The sequence below is a fragment of the Bacillus cereus group sp. N14 genome (assembly GCF_016483555.1).
Taxonomy (GTDB): domain Bacteria; phylum Bacillota; class Bacilli; order Bacillales; family Bacillaceae_G; genus Bacillus_A; species Bacillus_A wiedmannii.
The window spans coordinates 1-246 of record NZ_JAEHBQ010000112.1 but is presented as its reverse complement, the minus strand read 5'-3'; the positions used below and the strand labels follow the sequence as shown (position 1 = coordinate 246).

Sequence of the window (246 nt, the reverse complement as noted above, 5' to 3'; positions counted from 1 at the left end):
CATGTATTCTTTCAAAATAAGTCCAGCTTCGATTGTTTTTCCAAGACCTACTTCATCTGCTAGAATCGCTTTACCATTCATTTGTTCAATCACATTTTGAGCGACTTCTAATTGATGCGGAAGCGGCGTGAAATGGGATAAATGTTTCGGTGCTTGTAGTCCATCAAAAGTAGGAACAAGTAACGATTTTTCTGTTTCATAAGCTAAGTGATATAAATCCCAGTTTGTCCAAGGACCATCTTCATC

Annotated in this window: 1 pseudogene; it reads right to left on the bottom strand. The window is 37.8% G+C overall.

Annotated features, from left to right (window positions below):
- Positions 1 to 246: pseudogene (locus tag JDS82_RS29330) on the bottom strand (ATP-dependent helicase); the annotation flags it as partial.